This window comes from Peribacillus sp. S4 (assembly GCF_046715815.1).
In the GTDB taxonomy this organism is placed as follows: Bacteria; Bacillota; Bacilli; order Bacillales; family DSM-1321; genus Peribacillus; species Peribacillus frigoritolerans.
Window position 1 is genome coordinate 1 of the sequence record NZ_CP175708.1, and the last position, 20,941, is coordinate 20,941.

The following is a 20,941-nucleotide window of genomic DNA, read 5'->3' on the forward strand; positions in this document are numbered from 1 at the left end:
TTGGATAACATCGATAGCCTCTGGAACCAGGCGCTCGGAAAAATCGAAAAGAAAATCAGTAAACCAAGCTTTGAAACTTGGCTTAAATCAACCAAGGCTTATTTACTGCAAGGTGATACATTAACAGTCACTGCTCCCAATGAATTTGCCAGGGATTGGCTTGAAGAACGCTATTCCCATCTTATTTCCGATGTATTGTTTGAACTTACCGGTGAGGAATTGGAAGCAAAATTCATCATTCCCCCCAATCAAGAAGATGATGATTTTGCCGTTCCTGTTCAGCCTAAAAAGATAAAAAAACAGGATAAAGAGCATGCTGCATTTCCACAGCATATGCTTAATGCGAAAAATACATTCGATACATTTGTCATCGGCTCCGGCAATCGTTTTGCCCATGCCGCGTCTCTCGCTGTCGCAGAAGCTCCGGCCAAAGCCTATAATCCCTTATTCATATACGGGGGCGTCGGCCTTGGAAAAACTCATTTAATGCATGCAATCGGGCATTATGTTCTTGAGCATAATCCGAATGCGAAGGTCGTTTATTTATCGTCTGAAAAGTTCACGAACGAATTCATCAACTCGATCCGGGACAATAAAGCTGGGGAATTCCGTGATAGATACCGAAGCGTGGATGTTTTATTAATTGATGATATTCAATTTCTTGCGGGAAAAGAACAAACTCAAGAAGAGTTTTTCCATACATTCAATGCGCTGCATGAAGAAAGCAAACAGATCGTCATCTCGAGTGACCGCCCGCCAAAAGAGATACCTACACTAGAGGATCGTCTCCGTTCAAGGTTTGAGTGGGGCTTGATCACGGATATCACGCCACCTGATCTGGAAACGCGGATTGCCATATTGCGTAAAAAGGCAAAAGCTGAGGGTCTTGATATCCCGAACGAAGTCATGCTCTATATAGCCAACCAAATCGATTCCAATATTCGTGAGCTTGAGGGTGCACTTATTCGTGTCGTCGCTTATTCTTCATTGATCAATAAAGATATAAATGCCGATTTGGCAGCTGAAGCATTAAAAGACATCATTCCTAGCTCAAAACCTAAAATAATCACCATCTTGGAAATCCAGAAGACGGTCGGTGAACATTATAGTGTCAAACTTGAGGATTTCAAGGCGAAAAAACGGACTAAATCCGTGGCCTTTCCAAGACAGATTGCCATGTATCTTTCCAGGGAATTGACGGACTCATCCCTGCCCAAGATAGGTGATGAATTTGGAGGCCGCGATCATACGACCGTCATCCATGCGCATGAAAAAATCTCCAAACTCATGCAAACGGACACCCAGCTTCAACGTCAGGTTAAAGAAATCCAGGACCAGCTGAGGGTATAATGGATTCTGGATAATGTGAATAACTGGCGACTACTTACACACAGTCTGTCCACATGTGGATAGACTGTTTTTCCTTAGGTTGAGTGGACTTATCCACATATCAACAGGGCCTACTACTATTACTACTATCTTTTTTAATAAAAATTATTAATAAATATGCCTATTCGGCAATAAAAAATTGGAGGATGAAACATGAGATTTATAATCCAAAGAGATCGATTAGTTCATAGTGTCCAAGAAGTAATGAAAGCAGTCACATCAAGAACGACGATTCCGATCCTAACAGGGATAAAGATAAGCGTTACTAGTGAGGGGGTCACTCTAACAGGTAGTGATTCAGATATTTCCATCCAATCATTCATTCCCGCTGAGGTTGACGGAGATGAGATAGTTGAAGTTAAAAGCAGCGGCGGTATAGTCCTGAATGCCCGTTTTTTCAGTGAAATTGTCAAAAAGCTGCCGATGGATACTGTAGAAATTGAAGTGGAGAATAACTTTCAAACGATTATTCGCTCGGGAAAAGCTGAATTTAATCTAAATGGACTGGATCCTGAGGAATATCCTCATCTTCCGATCATTGCAGAAGAAAATATTTTCAAACTTCCAACGGACCTTTTAAAGACCCTTATCCGCCAAACTGGCTTTGCAGTGTCCACGTCAGAAACACGCCCCATCTTAACAGGTGTAAACTTGAAGGTTCAAGATGACGAATTGACCTGTATTGCAACAGATAGCCATAGGCTTGCAATGAGAACAGCCAAAATAGAAAATAAAATTAACGGGACCTATAGCGTTGTCATCCCAGGTAAAAGTCTGAATGAGTTAAGTAAAATCCTTGATGATACAAACGAACTCATTGAAATCGTCATTACCGAAAACCAAGTACTTTTCAAAGCTGAAAATTTATTATTCTTCTCAAGACTTCTTGAAGGGAATTATCCCGATACATCACGCTTGATTCCATCAGATAGCAAAACCGATGTGACTGTTCATACCAAGGATTTCCTTCAAGCGATCGACAGGGCTTCTTTATTGGCGAGAGAAGGAAGAAATAATGTCGTTAAATTGACAACCCTGGAAGGCCGTATAATCGAAGTCTCTTCCAATACTCCTGAAATTGGTAAAGTAATTGAGGAAGTTCAGGCAGAAGCCATTGAAGGCGAAGACCTGAAGATCTCATTCAGTGCCAAATTCGTAATGGATGCTCTAAAGGCATTGGAAGGATCCGATATAAAAATTAATTTCACAGGTGCAATGCGTCCGTTTGTCATTCGTCCGCTACATGACGATTCCATGCTGCAATTAATTCTCCCGGTAAGGACTTATTAAGCTAAAATAATATTTCAAAAAAATTAAAGGCTTGTATAGCAGGTCTTTAATTTTTTTATATTTAAACATAGGTTTCCAAAGGGTCTTTGGCGTTTTTTCAATGCTGTACGAGACTCTCAATCGCTAAAAACAAGAACTGAAAAAGCTATACTTTGTCTTAATGGGATTAATTTAGTAAAATGAAATATTAAAGACTACTTAGAAATGAGTGAAGCATGAATGGACTCCATAAAAATCAATACTGAATATATTACGCTTGGACAATTCCTGAAATTGGCCGATTTGATCCAAAGCGGCGGAATGGCGAAATGGTTCTTAAGTGAATACGAGGTTTATATTAATGGCGAATTAGACGTGAGAAGAGGCAGAAAATTAAGATCAGGTGATAAAATAGAGATTCCTGGATTTGGCGCCTACACAATTACAAGCTAAAACATAAGGGAAGAGCGGAATATGTATATTGAAAATATAAGTTTGAAAAATTACCGCAACTATACCGAATTGAATCTGGCTTTTGAGAATAAAGTCAATGTAATCCTCGGCGAAAATGCTCAAGGAAAAACAAATGTCATGGAATCCATTTTCGTTTTAGCAATGGCAAAATCCCATCGGACCTCAAATGATAAAGAACTTATTCGCTGGGATGAAGAGTATGCTAAAATAGAAGGAAGAGTTAGAAAGAGAAATACCTCAATACCACTTGAGCTGACCATTTCAAAAAAAGGGAAAAAGGCGAAGTGCAACCATATTGAACAAAGAAAGTTGAGTCAATATGTCGGAAATATGAATGTGGTCATGTTTGCGCCTGAGGATCTTAACCTTGTAAAGGGAAGTCCTCTAGTCAGACGCCGTTTTATAGATATGGAAATTGGCCAGGTTTCTCCCGTATACCTTCATGATATGAGCCAATATCATAAAATACTTCAACAAAGAAATCATTACTTAAAGCTTCTGCAGACCCGGAAACAAACGGATACGACGATGCTTGACGTGCTGACCGATCAATTTATTCAGTATGCAGCGAAAATTGTCGAAAGAAGGTACGAGTTTCTTTTAAAGCTCCAGCAATGGGCAGAACCTATTCATTCGGGGATCTCCAGAAATCTAGAAGTATTGAAAATCCAATATAAACCGTCGCTTGATGTATCAGAATCTATGGATTTGACGAAAATGATAGAAGTATACACAGAAAAATTTGATAAAATAAAAACAAGGGAAATTGAACGGGGTGTTACACTGGTAGGTCCACATCGTGACGACCTGGTTTTTTTTGTGAATGACCGTGATGTCCAGACATACGGTTCACAAGGACAACAGCGTACGACTGCCTTGTCTTTGAAACTTGCCGAAATTGAGCTGATCCATGAAGAAATCGGCGAGTATCCCATTTTATTATTGGATGATGTGTTATCGGAACTCGACGATTTCCGTCAATCCCATTTACTGAATACGATACAGGGGAAAGTGCAAACATTTGTGACGACACCCTCCGTTGATGGAATCGATCATCAAACCCTACGAGAAGCGTCCACCTTTTATGTTAGTCAAGGAAGTATAAAAAAGGTTAAATGATGAGGTGAATGTATGTATCTCCACATTGGTGAAGACATTCTTGTGAAAACGGACGATGTCATAGCCATTTTAGATAAGAAGCTGCTTCAGGCCTCTCCAATCATGAGTGAATTTTTGGAGAAAAAGTCCGATGTAACTTCCCATTTAGCAAAAAACTCGGTTAAATCGATTGTAGTGACGGACAAACAGATTTATTATTCACCGCTCGCGTCGTCCACCTTGAAAAAGCGTTCACTGCAGCCATCGCTCTTAATCGATGATATAGATATTCTTTGAATTGTAGCTAAACGTTATAATTACTCCTGAAAATTGATAAATGCCAAAAGAAAAGTGTAGGTGATACGTATGACAATGGAACAAAAAGAAGTACAAGCTCAGGCATACGATGAGAATCAGATACAGGTTTTAGAAGGCTTAGAAGCAGTTCGTAAACGTCCGGGGATGTATATCGGCACTACCTCTGCAAAAGGACTTCACCATCTTGTTTGGGAAATTGTCGATAATAGTATTGATGAGGCACTGGCTGGTTTCTGTACGGAAATCAAAGTGACGATCGAAGAAGATAATAGCATAACCGTAGTCGATAATGGTCGGGGAATTCCAGTGGGGATCCATGAAAAAATGGGACGCCCGGCTGTAGAAGTAATCATGACGGTCCTTCATGCGGGCGGTAAATTTGGCGGCGGAGGTTATAAGGTCTCCGGCGGTCTGCATGGTGTGGGGGCATCGGTAGTTAATGCCTTATCCACGGTATTGGAAGTTTACGTTCATCGTGAAGGTAAAATCCATTATCAGCAATTTAACCGCGGTATCCCAAAAGAAGATTTGAAAATCATCGGGGAAACCGATCATACCGGAACGACTGTACACTTCATTCCTGATGGTGAAATCTTCACGGATACCTTGGAATATGACTTTGATACATTAGCCACGCGAATCCGTGAGCTTGCATTCCTGAATAAAGGGTTGAAGCTGATCATTGAAGATAAACGTGAAGAAGAAGAAAAAATCAGGGAGTTCCACTATGAGGGCGGTATCAAATCTTATGTTGAGCATTTGAACCGTTCTAAAGAGGTATTGCATGAGGAACCGATTTTCATGGAAGGCGAGAAAGATGGAATTTCCGTTGAATTGGCCCTGCAATATAATGACAGCTATATCAGCAATGTCTTTTCTTTTGCCAATAATATTCATACCTATGAAGGCGGTACACATGAATCGGGATTCAAGACTGCTTTGACCCGTGTCATCAATGATTATGCACGGAAAAATGGTCTTTTAAAAGAAGCGGATACCAATTTCTCAGGTGAAGATGTCCGGGAAGGTTTAACGGCAATCATTTCGATTAAGCATCCTGATCCGCAATTTGAAGGTCAGACGAAAACCAAACTCGGAAACTCTGAGGTAAGAACGGTTACTGATTCCATTCTTTCGGAACGACTTGATGCCTTCTTATACGAAAATCCTGCCGTGGCCCGAAAAATAGTAGATAAAGGGCAAATGGCAGCGAGAGCCCGTTTGGCAGCGAAGAAAGCACGTGAATTGACCCGGAGGAAAAGTGCTTTGGAAGTATCCAATCTACCAGGTAAATTGGCAGATTGTTCTTCTAAGGACCCGAGTATCAGCGAATTATACATCGTTGAAGGAAACTCTGCGGGAGGCTCGGCAAAACAAGGGCGGGACCGCCATTTCCAAGCCATATTGCCGCTAAGGGGTAAAATCCTGAATGTTGAAAAAGCGCGATTGGACAGAATCCTGCACAATGAAGAAATAGGTACGATCATCACAGCACTTGGAACGGGCATTGGTGATGAATTCAATACTGAAAAAGCCAGATACCATAAAATTGTTATCATGACCGATGCGGATGTGGATGGTGCCCATATCAGAACACTGATGTTGACATTCTTCTACCGGTATATGCGAAAAATCATCGAGTATGGATATATATATATTGCTCAGCCGCCACTTTTCAAGATTCAGCAAGGGAAAAAAGTGGATTATGCTTATAATGACCGCGAGCTTGAAGAAATCATGGCAAGTTTGCCAAGTACTCCAAAGCCTAACCTGCAGCGTTATAAAGGGCTGGGGGAAATGAATCCGGAGCAATTGTGGGAAACGACCATGAACCCAGAAACGAGAACGCTGCTTCAAGTCAGTTTGAAAGATGCCGCCGAGGCAGATGAAACTTTCGAGATGCTGATGGGCGACAAGGTGGAACCGCGACGTAACTTCATTGAAGAAAATGCAATTTATGTAAAAAATCTTGATATCTGATTTTTGACAGGATGCTTTTTACATCCTGTTCTTTACATAGTGCACGAACAGTTAAACTTAAATGAGATATAAGCTTTTAATAGGAGGTTGGCTCCATGTCAGAAAATGAAAGATCAGGTGTTAAAGAAATAAATATAAGTACCGAGATGCGGACATCGTTTTTGGATTATGCGATGAGCGTTATCGTGTCGCGGGCTTTGCCTGATGTAAGGGACGGTTTGAAACCGGTACACCGAAGAATTCTTTATGCAATGAACGATCTTGGAATGACTTCGGATAAACCATTTAAGAAATCAGCCCGTATTGTCGGGGAAGTTATCGGTAAATATCACCCCCATGGTGATTCGGCAGTATATGAAACGATGGTACGGATGGCGCAACCTTTTAACTATCGCTATATGCTTGTAGATGGACATGGGAATTTCGGTTCGGTCGATGGTGACCAAGCTGCCGCAATGAGGTACACCGAAGCGAGAATGTCGAAAATCTCGATGGAGTTACTCCGGGACTTAAATAAAGATACAGTCAATTTCCAGGATAACTACGATGGTTCAGAAAGAGAACCAGCCGTCATGCCTGCCCGTTTCCCGAACTTATTGGTGAATGGTTCATCAGGAATAGCGGTAGGAATGGCAACCAATATTCCGCCCCATCAATTAGGTGAGGTAATTGACGGCGTATTGGCTTTAAGCAAGAATCCTGAGATTACAATTCCAGAGTTGATGGAATATATTCCTGGTCCGGACTTTCCGACAGCCGGTTTGATTTTAGGGAGAAGCGGAATCAGAAAGGCCTATGAAACCGGTAAAGGGTCAATCATTCAACGGGCGAAAGTCGAGATTGAGGAGAAACCGAATGGTAAACAGGTAATCCTTGTTAAGGAAATCCCTTATCAAGTGAATAAAGCAAGATTGATTGAAAAAATTGCAGAACTTGCCCGAGATAAGAAAATCGAAGGCATCACCGACTTACGGGATGAATCGGATCGCAATGGTATGCGTATTGTCATGGAGCTTCGAAAGGATGTTAATGCGAATGTCCTTTTAAACAACCTGTATAAGCACACCGCGATGCAGACCACCTTCGGAATCAATCTGCTTGCTTTGGTGGACGGTCAGCCAAAGGTGCTGAATTTAAAACAATGCCTGCGCTACTACTTGGAGCATCAGCAGGTAGTCATACGTCGCAGGACTGAATTTGAACTGCGGAAAGCGGAGGCCCGTGCCCATATTTTAGAAGGTTTGCGTATTGCACTTGATAATTTGGATGCAGTCATCTCGTTGATCCGCAGTTCCCAAACGACAGATATTGCCCGTGAAGGCTTAATGACACAATTCTCACTTTCCGAAAAACAGGCGCAAGCTATCCTGGATATGCGTTTACAGCGCTTGACAGGTCTGGAACGTGAAAAAATTGAAGATGAATATCAGGCATTAATGGCTATAATTGCAGAATATAAAGCGATTCTTGCTGATGAAGAAAAGGTTCTTGAAATTATCCGTGAAGAGCTTCTTGAAATTAAAGAACGTTTTGATGATAAACGGAGAACTGAAATCACATTAGCCGGCTTTGAAAGCCTGGAAGATGAAGATTTAATCCCAGAGGAAAATATAATCGTGACACTTACGCATAACGGTTATATTAAACGCTTGCCTGCAACCACATACCGCAGTCAAAAACGCGGGGGGCGCGGAATACAGGGTATGGGAACGAATACAGATGACTTTGTCGGTCACTTGTTAACCACTTCGACTCATGACACTCTATTATTCTTCACCAACAAAGGTAAAGTCTATCGTTCAAAAGGATATGAAATACCTGAATATGGCAGGACGGCAAAAGGATTGCCGCTTATCAACTTGTTGGAAGTCGATAAAGGCGAGTGGGTCAATGCAATCATACCTGTGAAGGAATTTGCGGACGATTGGTATTTATTCTTCACGACCAGACATGGGATATCAAAGCGTACACCTTTATCGTCCTTTGCAAATATCCGTAATAACGGTTTAATTGCCCTAGGTTTACGTGAAGACGATGAATTGATCTCTGTCCGGCTTACGAATGGAGAGAAACAGATCATAATTGGAACGAAGTCCGGTATGATGATTCGTTTCCCAGAGACGGATGTACGGACAATGGGACGTACTGCAGCAGGAGTAAAAGGAATTTCCTTAGGGACAAATGATGAAGTTGTCGGAATGGAAATTCTTGAAGATGATGAAGAAGTCCTGATCGTTACGAAAAACGGTTATGGAAAAAGGACCTCTGCGGAAGAATACCGTATTCAAAGCCGTGGAGGCAAAGGAATAAAAACATGTAATGTCACTGAGAAAAATGGTGAACTTATAGCCGTGAAAACAGTTACGGGTGAAGATGAAGATTTGATGCTGATTACAGCAGCTGGTGTATTGATCCGAATGGAAGTCGAAGGCATTTCTAAAACGGGCCGTAATACACAGGGTGTTAAGCTCATCCGACTCGAATCTGCAGATAATGAATATGTTTCTACGGTGGCCATCGTAGGAAGGGAAGAAGAAGAAGAAAAAGACATGGAAATAGAGGCGGTAACAACTCTAGATCCGGATTCTGATCCTGAACCTACGGTAAATGAAGAAAATGAAGAAACTGAAAAAGATACGGAAGAATAATCTTTTACTAAAAAAGGGGTTCGGAATTTTAATTCCGAGCCCCTTTTGAAATTCCCTTTGATTTTTTTTGAAACAATGAGAAAGCGGGAGTATCTGTAAGTGACGCTCAAATTGTATAAACCGTAAAAAATTGTAGACCCAGCAATAAAGCTGTTTTTTTTTGCATTAGCACGGTATCAAATGATATCAGAGTGTTCGGGTTTGGGTAAAGACTCGTTGGTTTCAAGTTACTTCCCAAATAGGCTTCGCTAATTTTTCCATGACTGAACAATGGATTCATCGCTGAAATCATTTTTATTGATGCCAGCTCGCAAACATGACCGGTCATAAAGGTGATGGATAGTGGGCAAATTATCAATTTAGGGATTAATCGTGAATTATATATAAAAGAAGTACTATAATGTTTAAAGAAAAAATTCACTCTTGAAATCTAAGCTTCTTCTTGATCAGGGGTAAAGTCATAGTATTTGAAATCTATGAATGGATGAATATTATTTATTTTAAAATAACTATTGCTTTTATTCCTGATACTAGATATAATAACTAAGTCGACAGCGAAAGAATAAAGTTGTTGACAAGGAATAATATAAATGATATATTATTAAAGTCGCTTACGAAGTAACGGCGATAAATCGCTCTTTGAAAACTGAACAGAACAAAGCGCCAACGTTAAATTTTAAGTGAGCACACACTATCAAAAAAGCAAATGAGCAAGTCAAACATTTCTTCGGAGAGTTTGATCCTGGCTCAGGACGAACGCTGGCGGCGTGCCTAATACATGCAAGTCGAGCGAATCGATGGGAGCTTGCTCCCTGAGATTAGCGGCGGACGGGTGAGTAACACGTGGGCAACCTGCCTATAAGACTGGGATAACTTCGGGAAACCGGAGCTAATACCGGATACGTTCTTTTCTCGCATGAGAGAAGATGGAAAGACGGTTTACGCTGTCACTTATAGATGGGCCCGCGGCGCATTAGCTAGTTGGTGAGGTAATGGCTCACCAAGGCGACGATGCGTAGCCGACCTGAGAGGGTGATCGGCCACACTGGGACTGAGACACGGCCCAGACTCCTACGGGAGGCAGCAGTAGGGAATCTTCCGCAATGGACGAAAGTCTGACGGAGCAACGCCGCGTGAACGAAGAAGGCCTTCGGGTCGTAAAGTTCTGTTGTTAGGGAAGAACAAGTACCAGAGTAACTGCTGGTACCTTGACGGTACCTAACCAGAAAGCCACGGCTAACTACGTGCCAGCAGCCGCGGTAATACGTAGGTGGCAAGCGTTGTCCGGAATTATTGGGCGTAAAGCGCGCGCAGGTGGTTCCTTAAGTCTGATGTGAAAGCCCACGGCTCAACCGTGGAGGGTCATTGGAAACTGGGGAACTTGAGTGCAGAAGAGGAAAGTGGAATTCCAAGTGTAGCGGTGAAATGCGTAGAGATTTGGAGGAACACCAGTGGCGAAGGCGACTTTCTGGTCTGTAACTGACACTGAGGCGCGAAAGCGTGGGGAGCAAACAGGATTAGATACCCTGGTAGTCCACGCCGTAAACGATGAGTGCTAAGTGTTAGAGGGTTTCCGCCCTTTAGTGCTGCAGCTAACGCATTAAGCACTCCGCCTGGGGAGTACGGCCGCAAGGCTGAAACTCAAAGGAATTGACGGGGGCCCGCACAAGCGGTGGAGCATGTGGTTTAATTCGAAGCAACGCGAAGAACCTTACCAGGTCTTGACATCCTCTGACAACCCTAGAGATAGGGCTTTCCCCTTCGGGGGACAGAGTGACAGGTGGTGCATGGTTGTCGTCAGCTCGTGTCGTGAGATGTTGGGTTAAGTCCCGCAACGAGCGCAACCCTTGATCTTAGTTGCCAGCATTCAGTTGGGCACTCTAAGGTGACTGCCGGTGACAAACCGGAGGAAGGTGGGGATGACGTCAAATCATCATGCCCCTTATGACCTGGGCTACACACGTGCTACAATGGATGGTACAAAGGGCTGCAAACCTGCGAAGGTAAGCGAATCCCATAAAGCCATTCTCAGTTCGGATTGCAGGCTGCAACTCGCCTGCATGAAGCCGGAATCGCTAGTAATCGCGGATCAGCATGCCGCGGTGAATACGTTCCCGGGCCTTGTACACACCGCCCGTCACACCACGAGAGTTTGTAACACCCGAAGTCGGTGAGGTAACCTTCATGGAGCCAGCCGCCTAAGGTGGGACAGATGATTGGGGTGAAGTCGTAACAAGGTAGCCGTATCGGAAGGTGCGGCTGGATCACCTCCTTTCTAAGGATAATTACGAGGCGCTTTTGTTTTGTTCAGTTTTGAATGAGTGATTCATTCAATTAAATAGCAATCCCGCGATAAGCTTGGGAAGCAGAAGCTTATTATTTATGTGAATGGGCCTATAGCTCAGCTGGTTAGAGCGCACGCCTGATAAGCGTGAGGTCGATGGTTCGAGTCCATTTAGGCCCACCATTCCATTTCCTAAAACGGGGCCTTAGCTCAGCTGGGAGAGCGCCTGCCTTGCACGCAGGAGGTCAGCGGTTCGATCCCGCTAGGCTCCACCAATGAAACAATCACGTTGTGATTGGGACAGCTTGTTCCTTGAAAACTAGATAATAGATAGAAGGCAATTAATTTTTTTCAAAGCATCTGTAAGATCTTTTTTAACGGTTAAGTTAGAAAGGGCGCACGGTGGATGCCTTGGCACTAGGAGCCGATGAAGGACGGGACTAACACCGATATGCTTCGGGGAGCTGTAAGTAAGCTTTGATCCGGAGATTTCCGAATGGGGAAACCCACTGTTCGTAATGGAACAGTATCTTTACCTGAATACATAGGGTACTGAAGGCAGACCCGGGGAACTGAAACATCTAAGTACCCGGAGGAAGAGAAAGCAAACGCGATTTCCTGAGTAGCGGCGAGCGAAACGGAATTAGCCCAAACCAAGAGGCTTGCCTCTTGGGGTTGTAGGACACTCAACATGGAGTTACAAAGGAACGGGGTAAATGAAGCGACCTGGAAAGGTCCGTCGAAGAAGGTAAAAACCCTGTAGTTGAAACTTCGTTCCCTCCTGAGTGGATCCTGAGTACGGCGGGACACGAGAAATCCCGTCGGAAGCAGGGAGGACCATCTCCCAAGGCTAAATACTCCCTAGTGACCGATAGTGAACCAGTACCGTGAGGGAAAGGTGAAAAGCACCCCGGAAGGGGAGTGAAATAGATCCTGAAACCGTGTGCCTACAAGTAGTCAAAGCCCGTTAATGGGTAATGGCGTGCCTTTTGTAGAATGAACCGGCGAGTTACGATTTCATGCGAGGTTAAGTTGATGAGACGGAGCCGCAGCGAAAGCGAGTCTGAATAGGGCGAATGAGTATGAGGTCGTAGACCCGAAACCAGGTGATCTACCCATGTCCAGGGTGAAGTTCAGGTAACACTGAATGGAGGCCCGAACCCACGCACGTTGAAAAGTGCGGGGATGAGGTGTGGGTAGCGGAGAAATTCCAATCGAACCTGGAGATAGCTGGTTCTCTCCGAAATAGCTTTAGGGCTAGCCTCAAGATGAGAGTATTGGAGGTAGAGCACTGATTGGACTAGGGGCCCCCAACGGGTTACCGAATTCAGTCAAACTCCGAATGCCAAATACTTATTCTTGGGAGTCAGACTGCGAGTGATAAGATCCGTAGTCGAAAGGGAAACAGCCCAGACCACCAGCTAAGGTCCCAAAGTATACGTTAAGTGGAAAAGGATGTGGAGTTGCTTAGACAACCAGGATGTTGGCTTAGAAGCAGCCACCATTTAAAGAGTGCGTAATAGCTCACTGGTCGAGTGACTCCGCGCCGAAAATGTACCGGGGCTAAACGTATCACCGAAGCTGTGGATTGACACCGTATGGTGTCGATGGTAGGAGAGCGTTCTAAGGGCGTTGAAGTCAGACCGGAAGGACTGGTGGAGCGCTTAGAAGTGAGAATGCCGGTATGAGTAGCGAAAGAAGGGTGAGAATCCCTTCCACCGAATGCCTAAGGTTTCCTGAGGAAGGCTCGTCCGCTCAGGGTTAGTCGGGACCTAAGCCGAGGCCGAAAGGCGTAGGCGATGGACAACAGGTTGATATTCCTGTACCACCTATACATCGTTTGAACGATGGGGGGACGCAGAAGGATAGGGTAAGCGCGCTGTTGGATATGCGCGTCCAAGCAGTTAGGCCGGAAACGAGGCAAATCCCGTTTCCATTAAGGCGGAGCTGTGATGGCGAGGGAAATATAGTACCGAAGTTCCTGATTCCACGCTGCCAAGAAAAGCCTCTAGTGAGATGTAAGGTGCCCGTACCGCAAACCGACACAGGTAGGCGAGGAGAGAATCCTAAGGTGTGCGAGAGAACTCTCGTTAAGGAACTCGGCAAAATGACCCCGTAACTTCGGGAGAAGGGGTGCTTTTTAGGGTGAATAGCCCAGAAAAGCCGCAGTGAATAGGCCCAGGCGACTGTTTAGCAAAAACACAGGTCTCTGCGAAGCCGCAAGGCGAAGTATAGGGGCTGACACCTGCCCGGTGCTGGAAGGTTAAGGGGAGAGGTTAGCGCAAGCGAAGCTTTGAACCGAAGCCCCAGTAAACGGCGGCCGTAACTATAACGGTCCTAAGGTAGCGAAATTCCTTGTCGGGTAAGTTCCGACCCGCACGAAAGGTGTAACGATCTGGGCACTGTCTCAACGAGAGACTCGGTGAAATTATAGTACCTGTGAAGATGCAGGTTACCCGCGACAGGACGGAAAGACCCCGTGGAGCTTTACTGCAGCCTGATATTGAATTTTGGTACAGCTTGTACAGGATAGGTAGGAGCCTGAGAAGCCGGAGCGCCAGCTTCGGTGGAGGCGTTGGTGGGATACTACCCTGGCTGTATTGAAATTCTAACCCGCGCCCCTTATCGGGGTGGGAGACAGTGTCAGGTGGGCAGTTTGACTGGGGCGGTCGCCTCCTAAAGAGTAACGGAGGCGCCCAAAGGTTCCCTCAGAATGGTTGGAAATCATTCGTAGAGTGTAAAGGCACAAGGGAGCTTGACTGCGAGACCTACAAGTCGAGCAGGGACGAAAGTCGGGCTTAGTGATCCGGTGGTTCCGCATGGAAGGGCCATCGCTCAACGGATAAAAGCTACCCCGGGGATAACAGGCTTATCTCCCCCAAGAGTCCACATCGACGGGGAGGTTTGGCACCTCGATGTCGGCTCATCGCATCCTGGGGCTGTAGTCGGTCCCAAGGGTTGGGCTGTTCGCCCATTAAAGCGGTACGCGAGCTGGGTTCAGAACGTCGTGAGACAGTTCGGTCCCTATCCGTCGCGGGCGCAGGAAATTTGAGAGGAGCTGTCCTTAGTACGAGAGGACCGGGATGGACGCACCGCTGGTGTACCAGTTGTCTTGCCAAAGGCATAGCTGGGTAGCTACGTGCGGACGGGATAAGTGCTGAAAGCATCTAAGCATGAAGCCCCCCTCAAGATGAGATTTCCCATGGCGCAAGCTAGTAAGATCCCTGAAAGATGATCAGGTTGATAGGTCAGAGGTGGAAGCATGGTGACATGTGGAGCTGACTGATACTAATAGATCGAGGACTTAACCAACGCTTTTTAAAAAATGAAATACCTTCTTATTATCTAGTTTTGAAGGAACAACGTTCCTTTTATGTTTGGTGGCGATAGCGAAGAGGTCACACCCGTTCCCATTCCGAACACGGCAGTTAAGCTCTTCAGCGCCGATGGTAGTTGGGGGTTTCCCCCTGTGAGAGTAGGACGCCGCCAAGCCATTTAAAAAGATCAGCCATCCGGCTGGTCTTTTTTGTCGTTTCAGGTCAGATCATTTCACCAATAGGGTGTTGGAAGGATCAGATGTGGAACCTTTCCGACTTAATCCATTCAAATATTAAAAATGGCACCTTAGCTTGGCTTATTTTAAGGAATTGCACAATGCAAGGGTAATCGTCATTAGGCATGGTTTTCATCAGCTCTGCCCACCATTCTGTTTCATAACGAGCTATTATGCTAAGGTTATAAGAAATCAAATAATGAATCAAAAGTTCAGGTAATGAAAAAGCGGACGAATCTTTATTCAGAGATAGCATGAATTGTCCTTCTTCCAAATTATACCGTATTGGAGATTTGGCATTATGAATGGGAACACCCTCTGTTTTTAAATGCAGTGTTCCGGGAGCTTCCGAAATACTGTAAATTTGATTCGTTTTAGCTTTCAAAAATTCTTCCAATCGACTGCTGGACATTTGATAGCTATCCAATATGGTTGAAGGCAATTGAAAACCATTGGGAGAGGGTAGCAGGGCGACGAAATTTTTCTTGGAAATGGACCATGTAAAGTTTTGCATATCCGGGATTTCTTTCATAAGTGTACCCATGGAAAACTTTTCACCTTCCAGATGCTTGATATGAAATAATTTCTCGGCGATGCAGGTGAAAAGTCCATTTTTTTGCGTTTTTACTTCATCCTTCAGAAATTCATATTGTTGCTTTTTCTTTTTCCTCGTAGTTACCCCATGGGCAAGCATCGAAGTTGATTCCGGATAGTTAGGATCAATCGTGAGCAGACAAGCCTTTAATAATTGGGCAAATCCATAAAATGTAAGGATTGGCTGAATGGATAGCGGTGCAATGGCTGCCTGATTATAATAAGTTTTAGCATGTTCAAGATGGTAAATAAATGGATAACAATTATCGTAACTTTTGATTTCCGCTTCTGCTATTTTTTCTTGTGTGTAACATTTTTGTAAAAAAAGTTGAGAGGAAGATGCGGAAAAAAAAGGTGTATATTTATCGAAATTATCATTGTTTTCAGGCATTGCAGCTGTCCTCCAAATTAATAGAATAATCAAACATTTATTTCTCTTCTTGACAGTAGTATGTCCTATTGATAACCTACAAATAATATTTTTAAGCAGGAGGGGAAAATAATGTGGGAAAATAAATTTGCAAAAGAAGGTTTAACCTTTGATGATGTCCTATTAATTCCAGCGAAATCAGAGGTTTTGCCGAAAGATGTCAACCTTCAAGTCAACTTAGCTGAAAACTTAAAGCTCAACCTTCCTATCATCAGTGCAGGAATGGATACCGTGACGGAAGCAGAGATGGCGATTGCCATGGCTCGTCAAGGCGGATTGGGTATCATTCATAAAAATATGTCCATTGAAGCACAAGCTGAACTGGTGGATAAAGTAAAACGTTCAGAAAGCGGTGTAATTACCGATCCATTTTTCTTGACGCCAGATCACCAGGTATTCGATGCAGAGCATTTAATGGGTAAATATCGCATTTCGGGTGTTCCTGTAGTCAACAATATTGAGGATCAAAAACTTGTGGGTATCATTACAAACCGTGATTTGCGATTTATTTCCGATTTTTCCTTGAAGATTTCCAGTGTCATGACTGTTGAGAATCTCGTCACAGCACCAGTAGGAACTAACTTGGAACAAGCAGAGAAGATTCTTCAAAAGTACAAAATCGAAAAGCTTCCTCTTGTAGACGATAATGGAGTTCTTAAAGGACTTATTACGATCAAGGATATCGAGAAAGTCATTGAGTTCCCGAATTCGGCGAAAGATAAGCAAGGGAGATTGCTTGCAGGTGCTGCAGTCGGAGTCACTAAGGATACAATGAAGCGTGTTGAAATGCTTGTTAAGTCCCATGTCGATGCAATTGTACTTGATACAGCTCACGGTCATTCAGAAGGCGTCCTTGAAATGGTGAAGGAAATCCGCGCGACTTATCCTGAATTGACGATCATTGCCGGTAATGTGGCAACAGCTGAAGGGACGAAAGCATTGATTGAAGCGGGAGCCGATGTAGTGAAAGTGGGAATCGGACCAGGGTCAATCTGTACGACAAGGGTTGTAGCCGGTGTAGGTGTTCCACAAATCACGGCAGTCTTCGATTGTGCAACAGAAGCAAGAAAGCATGGTAAAACGATTATCGCTGATGGCGGAATTAAATATTCAGGAGATATCGTTAAAGCCCTGGCTGCAGGCGGACATGCAGTAATGCTTGGCAGTATGCTTGCAGGTGTAACTGAAAGCCCTGGCGAAACGGAAATTTTCCAAGGTCGCCGTTTTAAAGTGTATCGGGGTATGGGATCTGTTGCTGCAATGGAAAAAGGATCTAAAGATCGTTACTTCCAGGAAGATAACAAGAAATTCGTTCCGGAAGGCATCGAAGGGCGCCTTCCATACAAAGGACCTCTATCAGATACCATTTTCCAACTGATTGGCGGCATTCGTTCAGGTATGGGATATTGCGGTACAGCCACATTGGAAGAGTTGAGAGAAAACTCTCAATTTGTCAAAATGACCGGTGCCGGATTAAGGGAGAGCCATCCTCATGATGTCCAAATCACTAAAGAAGCACCGAACTACTCAATGTAATGAATTTAACATATAATCGTCATTAAAATTTATTGTTAAAATAGACAGAGTCTGCGATTACTCTGTCTATTTTTTTTATTTTTTCTGTGATAAACTAGACAAGGTGTCAAGGGATTTACATAAAGTTTCTTCTTTGTTATAGAGATTAGCTTAAAAGTTGGAGGTATTGGAAATTGAAAAAAATCAGCAAGATAACCCTCATTTTCACTTTTGTTTTTGTTCTTGTTATGTCGCAATTTGCCTATCAACCGGGGGAAGCTGTTGCTGAATCTGATAATTTAGGTTTAAAAGCAGAGGCAGCCATCATAATCGATGGTGAAACGGGACAAATCGTGTATGAAAAAAATGCCGATAAAGTATTAGGGATTGCATCCATGTCTAAAATGATGACCGAGTACATCATAATGGAGTCAATTGAAAATGGGAAAATCAGTTGGGATCAAAAAGTAAAAATAAATAAATATGTACATGACCTTTCAAAAGCACCCAATTTGTCGAATGTTGGGTTAACGGAAGGTGAAGATTATACAGTTAAGGAACTATATCAAGCTATGGCCGTCTATTCAGGAAATGCGGCAACAGTAGCTTTAGCACAGCTAGTTTCCGGAAGTGAAAAGAGCTTCGTTAAGTTAATGAACGTAAAAGCAAAGGAATTAGGCTTGAAACATCATAAATTCGTTAACGCCAGCGGGTTGAATAACTCCGATTTATTAGGGCAATATCCTTCAGGTGATGAAGATGATGAAAATATCATGACAGCAAAAGATACTGCACTTCTTGCTTATCGTTTAATAAATGATTATCCGGAAGTTTTAAAAATCGCCAGTATTCCTAAATTGAAGTTCCGTGATGGAAAAGAATATCCGAACTTCAACTGGATGCTGCCTGGCCTGATTTTTGAATATAAAGGCGTAGACGGACTAAAGACGGGATCTACCGACTTTGCCGGTTATGGGCATACAGGGACGGTTATCCGGGACGGTCAGCGCTATATCACGGTGGTCATGAAGTCCACTAATAAAAACGAACGTTTTGCAGATAGCACTAAGCTTATGAACTATGCTTATGCAACATTTAAAAAGGAAAAAGTCCTTCCAGCCAACTACCAGGTGAAAGGGAAAGAAACACTTTCAGTAGTGAAAGGCAAGGAAAAAGAAGTTAAGATTCAATCTGAAAAAGCAATCGAGCTACTTGTTGAAAATGGTGGGAAAGACAACTATAAAACAGATTTAGTGATCGATAAAAACAAATTGAATGATGATGGTAAGCTGACTGCACCAATCAAAAAAGGTGAAAAGCTAGGCTACATCACAGTCACTCCTAAAAAAGGAGAAGATTACGGGTACATCAACGGCGATCCAGTTAAGGTTAACGTCGTAGCTGCCGAATCCGTTGAAAAGGCAAACTGGTTCGTATTATCAATGCGGGCGGTCGGCGGATTCTTTGGAGACGTTTGGAGCAGTGTGGCTTCCACTGTTAAAGGCTGGTTTTAAGTTTCGCGTATAAAACGGTTGCGTAATGTATAAAATTATAGTACATTATGGAAAACAATTTGATTATATAAGAAAGCAATGACAGGAAATAGTAACAAGTATTTCTTTCTACAGAGAGCCGATGGCTGGTGGAAATCGGTGTGAGAGTTTTGTGAATCCCTCCTGGAGCAGAGTATGGAAAGCCTTTTTGGTCAGTAAATACTTTCGGTTAAAAGCCGTTATCGTGATAAGTGGTAGGCGTGTTTCATAGGCCTTCAACTAGGGTGGCAACGCGGGTTAACTCTCGTCCCTTCTTCAGGGGACGGGAGTTTTTTGCGTTCTTTGATAAATCATCAAAAACATTAAGGAGGAACTGAAATGTTGGATTTGAAATATGTAAGAAATAATTTTGAAGAAGTGAAGCGTGTATTGCAATTCAGAGGTGAAGATTTAACTGATTTAGGAAAATTCGAGGAACTGGATGTAAAGCGCCGGACCTTGATTGCTGAAACGGAAAAGTTAAAAAGCCAAAGAAATGAAGTTTCACAGCAAGTGGCCATATTGAAACGGGAGAAAAAAGATGCAGATCAGTTGATTGCGGAAATGCGTGAAGTCGGTGACCGTATAAAAGGTTTCGATGATGAGCTTCGTGAAGTGGAAGCGCAATTAGAAACATTACTTCTTTCCATTCCTAATATACCGCATGAAAGCGTGCCTGTTGGTGAGACGGAAGACGATAATGTCGAAATCCGTAAATGGGGGGAGTTACCTGAATTCAAGTTTGAACCGAAACCACACTGGGATGTAGCTGGAGATCTAGGCATCCTGGATTTTGAACGGGCAGCAAAAGTGACCGGAAGCCGATTTGTATTTTATCGGGGTCTTGGTGCTCGATTGGAGCGTGCACTAATTAGCTTTATGTTAGACCTTCATGTTGAGGAACACGGATATGAAGAAATGCTGCCGCCATATATGGTGAACCGTGCAAGCATGACCGGGACAGGTCAATTGCCAAAATTTGAAGAGGATGCTTTCCGTATTGAAAGTGATGATTACTTCTTGATTCCTACAGCTGAAGTGCCGGTGACAAATTTCCATCGTGATGAAATCATGAGCACGGACGATCTGCCGATTAGCTATGCGGCATACAGTGCTTCATTCCGTTCAGAGGCAGGATCTGCGGGTCGTGATACGCGGGGGCTAATTCGTCAGCACCAGTTCAATAAAGTTGAACTAGTGAAGTTCGTGAAGCCGGAAGATTCCTATGCAGAGTTGGAAAACCTTACAGGTCATGCCGAAAAGGTCCTCCAATTGCTGGGTCTTCCATACCGAGTGCTAAGCATGTGTACAGGAGATCTTGGTTTCACAGCTGCTAAAAAGTATGATATCGAGGTTTGGATCCCGAGCTATGGCACGTACCGCGAAATTTCTTCTTGCAGTAACTTTGAAGCATTCCAGGCTAGACGGGCCAATATTCGCTTCAGACGTGATGCAAAAGGCAAACCGGAACACGTCCATACCCTAAATGGATCAGGTTTGGCAATCGGCCGTACAGTCGCTGCCCTTTTGGAGAATTACCAGCAGGAAGATGGCAGTGTCATCATTCCTGAAGTATTACGTCCATATATGCGCGGTGCGGAAGTCATTAAACCGTAAGTCAAAGGGAATCAGCTTCTGGTTAAAGAGGCTGATTCCCCTTTTTATCAAAGTTTGAAAATTATTTTAAAAAAACTTTATAGAGGGCTTGACTTTGATTTTAATTCCATGTAATATAATAAATGTTGATACGGAGGTATACCCAAGTCCGGCTGAAGGGATCGGTCTTGAAAACCGACAGGGGAGTCAAATCCCGCGGGGGTTCGAATCCCTCTACCTCCTCCATAACTTATTAATAAC

11 protein-coding genes, 3 tRNA genes, 3 rRNA genes and 1 other annotated feature are annotated in these 20,941 nt (G+C 43.6%); of the genes, 16 read left to right on the plus strand and 1 reads right to left on the minus strand.

Going from position 1 to position 20,941, the window contains the following annotated elements; all coding sequences use genetic code 11:
• From dnaA to rrf, 12 genes are all read left to right on the plus strand, one after another.
• The gene (gene dnaA, locus ACJ9PY_RS00005) at positions 1–1,350 is read left to right on the plus strand and encodes a chromosomal replication initiator protein DnaA (protein WP_034316187.1); all 1,350 of its coding nucleotides are present in this window, start codon (positions 1–3) and stop codon (positions 1,348–1,350) included.
• A 192-nt stretch (positions 1,351–1,542) separates the two neighbouring features.
• Complete coding sequence (gene dnaN, locus ACJ9PY_RS00010) at positions 1,543–2,679, plus strand: DNA polymerase III subunit beta (RefSeq protein WP_054398443.1); 1,137 nt, start codon at positions 1,543–1,545, stop codon at positions 2,677–2,679.
• A gap of 219 nt (positions 2,680–2,898) precedes the next feature.
• Entirely contained in the window at positions 2,899–3,111 is a 213-nt protein-coding gene (yaaA, locus tag ACJ9PY_RS00015) for a S4 domain-containing protein YaaA (RefSeq protein ID WP_411739328.1), read from the plus strand.
• A gap of 21 nt (positions 3,112–3,132) precedes the next feature.
• A complete protein-coding gene (gene recF / locus ACJ9PY_RS00020) occupies positions 3,133–4,251 on the plus strand; it encodes a DNA replication/repair protein RecF (RefSeq protein ID WP_034316194.1) in 1,119 nt (372 codons plus the stop codon).
• 12 nt (positions 4,252–4,263) lie between these two features.
• Positions 4,264–4,527, plus strand: a complete 264-nt coding sequence (gene remB, locus ACJ9PY_RS00025; RefSeq protein WP_098864480.1) for an extracellular matrix regulator RemB — start codon at positions 4,264–4,266, stop codon at positions 4,525–4,527.
• 75 nt (positions 4,528–4,602) lie between these two features.
• Positions 4,603–6,528 carry a DNA topoisomerase (ATP-hydrolyzing) subunit B gene (gene gyrB, locus ACJ9PY_RS00030; RefSeq protein WP_057278321.1) on the plus strand — a complete coding sequence of 642 codons (1,926 nt, stop codon included), beginning with the start codon at positions 4,603–4,605 and terminating at the stop codon, positions 6,526–6,528.
• A gap of 95 nt (positions 6,529–6,623) precedes the next feature.
• Entirely contained in the window at positions 6,624–9,176 is a 2,553-nt protein-coding gene (gene gyrA, locus ACJ9PY_RS00035; RefSeq protein ID WP_063574565.1) for a DNA gyrase subunit A, read from the plus strand.
• Positions 9,177–9,900: 724 nt separating this feature from the next.
• Positions 9,901–11,451: ribosomal RNA gene (locus ACJ9PY_RS00040) — 16S ribosomal RNA — on the plus strand.
• A 115-nt stretch (positions 11,452–11,566) separates the two neighbouring features.
• Positions 11,567–11,643: transfer RNA gene (locus ACJ9PY_RS00045), tRNA-Ile, on the plus strand.
• Positions 11,644–11,659: 16 nt separating this feature from the next.
• Positions 11,660–11,735 (plus strand) — tRNA-Ala (locus ACJ9PY_RS00050).
• 104 nt (positions 11,736–11,839) lie between these two features.
• A 23S ribosomal RNA gene (locus tag ACJ9PY_RS00055) occupies positions 11,840–14,772 on the plus strand.
• Positions 14,773–14,836: 64 nt separating this feature from the next.
• Positions 14,837–14,952 (plus strand): 5S ribosomal RNA (gene rrf / locus ACJ9PY_RS00060).
• Together the 16S, 23S and 5S rRNA genes with 2 tRNA genes alongside form the textbook arrangement of a ribosomal RNA operon.
• Positions 14,953–15,032: 80 nt before the next feature.
• Here the strand turns inward: rrf and ACJ9PY_RS00065 are convergent.
• Positions 15,033–15,998 carry a YaaC family protein gene (locus tag ACJ9PY_RS00065; protein ID WP_145504252.1) on the minus strand — a complete coding sequence of 322 codons (966 nt, stop codon included), beginning with the start codon at positions 15,996–15,998 and terminating at the stop codon, positions 15,033–15,035.
• Positions 15,999–16,109: 111 nt separating this feature from the next.
• Between ACJ9PY_RS00065 and guaB the strand changes: the two genes are divergently transcribed.
• From guaB to ACJ9PY_RS00085, 4 genes are all read left to right on the plus strand, one after another.
• Positions 16,110–17,573: an IMP dehydrogenase gene (gene guaB, locus ACJ9PY_RS00070; protein WP_048688703.1), complete on the plus strand. Its 1,464-nt coding sequence runs from the start codon at positions 16,110–16,112 to the stop codon at positions 17,571–17,573.
• 173 nt (positions 17,574–17,746) lie between these two features.
• Complete coding sequence (locus ACJ9PY_RS00075) at positions 17,747–19,066, plus strand: D-alanyl-D-alanine carboxypeptidase family protein (RefSeq protein WP_145504251.1); 1,320 nt, start codon at positions 17,747–17,749, stop codon at positions 19,064–19,066.
• Between the two features lie 69 nt (positions 19,067–19,135).
• Positions 19,136–19,360 (plus strand) — a binding site (T-box leader).
• Positions 19,361–19,423: 63 nt separating this feature from the next.
• Positions 19,424–20,701 (plus strand): serine--tRNA ligase, encoded by a 1,278-nt coding sequence (serS, locus tag ACJ9PY_RS00080; RefSeq protein WP_034316273.1) that lies wholly within the window; start codon positions 19,424–19,426, stop codon positions 20,699–20,701.
• A 132-nt stretch (positions 20,702–20,833) separates the two neighbouring features.
• A tRNA-Ser gene (locus ACJ9PY_RS00085) sits at positions 20,834–20,926 on the plus strand.
• Positions 20,927–20,941 lie beyond the last annotated feature (15 nt).